The sequence below is a fragment of the Streptomyces tricolor genome, from assembly GCF_002155905.1.
Taxonomy (GTDB): Bacteria; Actinomycetota; Actinomycetes; order Streptomycetales; family Streptomycetaceae; genus Streptomyces; species Streptomyces tricolor.
This window is the reverse complement of the sequence record NZ_MUMF01000561.1, coordinates 289-4,399: the sequence shown is the minus strand read 5'-3', so window position 1 is coordinate 4,399 and position 4,111 is coordinate 289. Positions and strand designations below refer to the sequence as shown.

Below are 4,111 nucleotides of genomic sequence, written 5' to 3'. Positions count from 1 at the left end.
CCATCGACCGCGCCCTGACCGACCTGAAGGCGGCCGTCGGCCGCCTTCAGGTCGGTCAGGGCGCGGTCGATGGCGGTCTGGGCGGCGAACAGGCAGGGGGTGCTGTAGATGGCGACGTCGACGCCCAGGCCGGTCAGTTCGCTCAGGGACAGCCGGGGGGACTTGCCGCCGGCTATCTGGTTGAACAGCAGGGGCTTGTCGCCGATGACGCGCCGTACCTTGTGGATCCAGTCGACGCTGCGCACCCCGTCGACCAGCACGACGTCGGCGTCGGTCGCGGCGAGCGCCTTGGCGCGGCGCAGGATCTCGTCCTCCTCGGTGGCGTCGGTGCGGGCCACCACGACCAGGTCGCGGCGCGCCCGGAGGACCATGTCGAGCTTCTCCAGGTACTCCTCCAGCGGCAGCACCTGCTTGCCGTCGACGTGGCCGCAGCGCCGGGGCCGCTTCTGGTCCTCCAGGATGACGCCGGAGGCGCCGACGGCCTCCAGGCTCTGGACGACGTGGCACGCGGTCTCCGGGTCGACGTAGCCGTCGTCGATGTCCACGAGCAGGTGCTGCCGGGGAAAGGCGAGGCGCAGGCGCTGGACGAAGGCGATGATGTCGGGCCAGGCGATGAAACCGATGTCGGGCAGGCCGTAATGGGACGCGGCGAAACCGAATCCGGAGACGAACATGCCGTCGTAGTGCTGGGCCGCGACGGACGCGGAGAACATGTCGAACACGCCGATCAGGGGCGTGGTTCCGTCGGCGTGGATGGCGGCACGTAGCCGGTGGGGGTGGCTCACGGTATCCTCCGTGGAACTGGTTGCGTGGGCTGCGCCGCTGCGACCGTCTGCCCGCCAAAGCCGTTGGCCGCGCGGCGTGTTCCGCACCAGACAGGCCGGGTGCCCTCGTCAGGAGAGGCACCCGGTTCTTCGCTGTCCGGCTCGGTGGCGGAACAGTAAAAAAGTCTTTTGCCTTTTCTCAACCGCCACTTTGCGAAAGCGGTCCGAAAAGTGCACGCCCACTTCTGTGACCGACCGGCTCTTTGGCGAGCGGGCGCCCCGCACGATGACCAAAAAGTTCTGCCGGGCCGATACCGGACCCCCTTTTTTCGGCAGGCCGGGTCTCAGGGGCGTTCCACGGTTTCCAGGTACAGCTTCACGTACCGGTCGGCGTCCACGGCCAGCGCCACGTCCACCAGCGCCCGTTCGCGTCCGCCCTCGTGGATCTCGGACTCGCCGAGGCGGGGGCGGCGGTCGACGACGGTCTGGCCGCGGGCCGGGCCGGGGGCGAGGGAGACCTCGACGGGCAGGAGGCGGGTGGTGATGCCCTGCGGGTCGGCGACCGCGCACACCGCGCCGGCGTCGCCGAGGCCGCCCGCCTCCTCGGCCTCCGGCGGCTCGCCCTGGTGGGCTGGCCGGTGGGCGAGGAGTTCGCCGGCCAGCCGGGTGCCGGGCTCGCCGCTGGCGCGCAGCCGGTGCACCTCGGCGCTGTCCACGACGACCTGCCGGAAGACGTCCAGGCCGTACATGGTGATCGGTACCCCGGCCGTGAGCAGGATCGCCGCGGCCTCCGGGTCGTGCCAGACGTTGAACTCGGCGACCGGCGTGGCGTTGCCGACCTCCACCGCCCCGCCCATGAACACGATCCGCTCGATGTTGCGGGTCACCTCGGGGTGGGTGCGCAGCAGCAGGGCGATGTTCGTCAGCGGCGCGGTCGGGATGAGGGTGACCGGGCGCGGGGAGGCGAGGATCTCGCGGTGCAGGAGCGTGACGGCGTCGACGGCCGCCGGGGTCCGGGTGGGCGCGGGCAGGCCCAGGTCGCCCATGCCGTCGGTGCCGTGCACGGGTGCGGAGCGGGCGGGCTCCAGCAGGGGGCGCTCGGCGCCCCGGGCCACCGGGATGTCGGGGGCGCCCGCCTGCTCCAGCACGGTGAGGGTGTTGCGGACCACCCCGTCGACGTCGGTGTTCCCGGCCACGCAGGTCACCGCCCGCAGGTCGAGTCCGGGGTGGCGTACGGCGAGCAGCAGGGCCAGGGCGTCGTCGACGCCGGTGTCGCAGTCGATGATCACGGGGATGGGCTGACCGGTCACGGCGGACTCCTTCCGTCGTGCCGACCTTAGATCAGTCCCGGAGCGCGGGTTCAGTCCCAGAGCGCGGTGCCGCGTGCCGCGACCCGTTCGGCGATCCGGGACAGCAGGTCGGGCACCGGCAGCGCGCCGGGGCGGCGGCCGTCGCGCAGGCGTACGGCGGCCAGTCCGGCGCCGGCCTCCCGGGCGCCGACGACCGCCTGGTACGGCACCCGGCGCGCCGCGCGGATCCGGGCGCCGAGGGTGCCGTCGCCGGGCCCGGCGAGTTCGGCGCGCAGGCCGCGCGCGAGCGCCTCCCGGACCAGCGCAGCGGCCGGTTCCACCTGCTCCTCGGCGACCGGCAGCACGGCCAGCTGGACGGGGGCCAGCCAGGCGGGGAACGCGCCGCGGTGTGCCTCGACGAGGTGGGCGACGGCCCGCTCGACGCTGCCGATGATGCTGCGGTGCACCATCACCGGCCGGTGCCGGGCGCCGTCGGCGCCGATGTAGTGCAGGTCGAAGCGGGCGGGCTGGTGGAAGTCGATCTGCACGGTGGACAGGGTGGACTCGCGGCCGGCGGGGTCGGCGATCTGTACGTCGATCTTCGGGCCGTAGAACGCGGCCTCGCCCTCCGCCTCCTCGTACGCCACCCCGGCCTCGGCGAGGACCTCCCGCAGCAGTGCGGTGGCGCGGCGCCACAGCTCGGGGTCGGCGACGTACTTGCCGCCCGCGCCGGGCAGCGACAGGCGGTGGCGTACGGCCTCGATGCCGAGGTCGGCGTAGGCGCGGGCGATCAGCTCCAGGGCGGCGCGGGCCTCGGCCACCGCCTGGTCGAGGGTGCAGAAGATGTGCGCGTCGTTGAGGTGGATGGCGCGGACCCGGGTGAGGCCGCCCAGCACGCCGGACAGTTCGGCGCGGTGCATGGCGCCGATCTCGGCGATGCGCAGCGGCAGTTCGCGGTAGCTGTGGGAGCGGGAGCGGTAGATCAGGGCGTGGTGGGGGCAGAGGCTGGGGCGCAGGACGACCTCCTCGGCGCCCAGTTTCATGGGCGGGTACATGTCGTCGCGGTAGTGGTCCCAGTGCCCGGAGATCTCGTACAGCTCGCGTTTGCCGAGCGCGGGGGAGTGGACGTGCCGGTAGCCGGCCCGGCGTTCGGCGTCCCGGATGTACTCCTCCAGGGTGTGCCGGACGGTCGCGCCGTCGGGCAGCCAGTACGGCAGGCCGGCGCCCATCAGCGGGTCGGTGTCGAAGAGGTCCAGCTCGCGGCCGAGGCGGCGGTGGTCGGGCAGCGGGTCGTTCATCCGGGTCTCCTCGGTGGGGGAGGCGGACGTCCCGGCGCACGACGAGGCCCCGGGGCGTTCGCCCCGGGGCCTGTGGTCTGCTCAGGTGTCAGCGCGCCGGGACGGTGTCCGGCGTCGTCGTGCTCGACGGGTGCGGAAGGGCGCGCTGCATGGGCGGCACGCTACGGCCCCCGTGCGCAGGCCGCCACCGTTTTTCCCACCCCCGCCTCTCACCCGTACGGACCGGAGCGCTGGTGGGCGGGTCGGGCCGGTGGTGCCGTGAGAGCAGGCACCACCGGCCGCTCGCAGCCCAGGAGGCACCGATGTCCCCCGCGATACGCTTCCGCATCCCTCGTGGCGTCCTCCTCGCCGTCCTCGCCACCGGCCTGATAGCCGCCGGCGGCTGCGCGGCCCTCGGCCTGAAGCACCCGGAGACCGCGCCGTATCCGCTGCCCACCGTCGACCGGCCGAGCCCGACGGCCAAGGCGTCCGCGCGGCCCGACGGTGCCACGCTCAGCGACGAGCAGGCGCAGGCCGCGCTGATCAACGAGACCGACCTGGGCGCCCCCTGGACCGCGACGCGCGGCGCGGCCACCTGGCGGGACGGGCTGCTGAAGGCGCGCACCACGGCCGGGGAGTGCCAGCGGCTGCTGGACGCCCTCTACAGCGACGAACTCCTCGGCGCCCCGGCCCGGGTCGCCGTCGGCCTGGACGACGCCGACACCGAGGCCCAGCTGCGCTACCAGATCGGCGCCCGCCGCCCGGCGGACGTGGACGCGGT

General features: G+C 73.8%; 3 protein-coding genes and 1 pseudogene. 1 reads left to right on the top strand and 3 read right to left on the bottom strand.

The features are described 5' to 3' along the window. The 3 genes from CCN44_RS33585 to thrS all read right to left on the bottom strand — a co-directional run. Positions 1-785 (bottom strand): isocitrate lyase/PEP mutase family protein (locus CCN44_RS33585; protein ID WP_086702069.1); only part of this gene is annotated, 785 nt, incomplete at its 3' end. A 323-nt stretch (positions 786-1,108) separates the two neighbouring features. After that, on the bottom strand, positions 1,109-2,074 hold the full coding sequence (locus CCN44_RS33580) for a nucleoside hydrolase (RefSeq protein WP_059250139.1): 966 nt from the start codon (positions 2,072-2,074) through the stop codon (positions 1,109-1,111). A gap of 50 nt (positions 2,075-2,124) precedes the next feature. After that, complete coding sequence (thrS, locus tag CCN44_RS33575) at positions 2,125-3,351, bottom strand: threonine--tRNA ligase (protein WP_059250138.1); 1,227 nt, start codon at positions 3,349-3,351, stop codon at positions 2,125-2,127. 302 nt (positions 3,352-3,653) lie between these two features. Between thrS and CCN44_RS33570 the strand changes: the two are divergent. Further along, positions 3,654-4,111, top strand: a pseudogene (locus tag CCN44_RS33570) (hypothetical protein); the annotation flags it as partial.

Bases quoted from the DNA above. Each gene is read 5' to 3' on its own strand.
- thrS (WP_059250138.1), bottom strand. From the start codon at position 3,351: ATGAACGACCCGCTGCCCGACCACCGCCGCCTCGGCCGCGAGCTGGAC.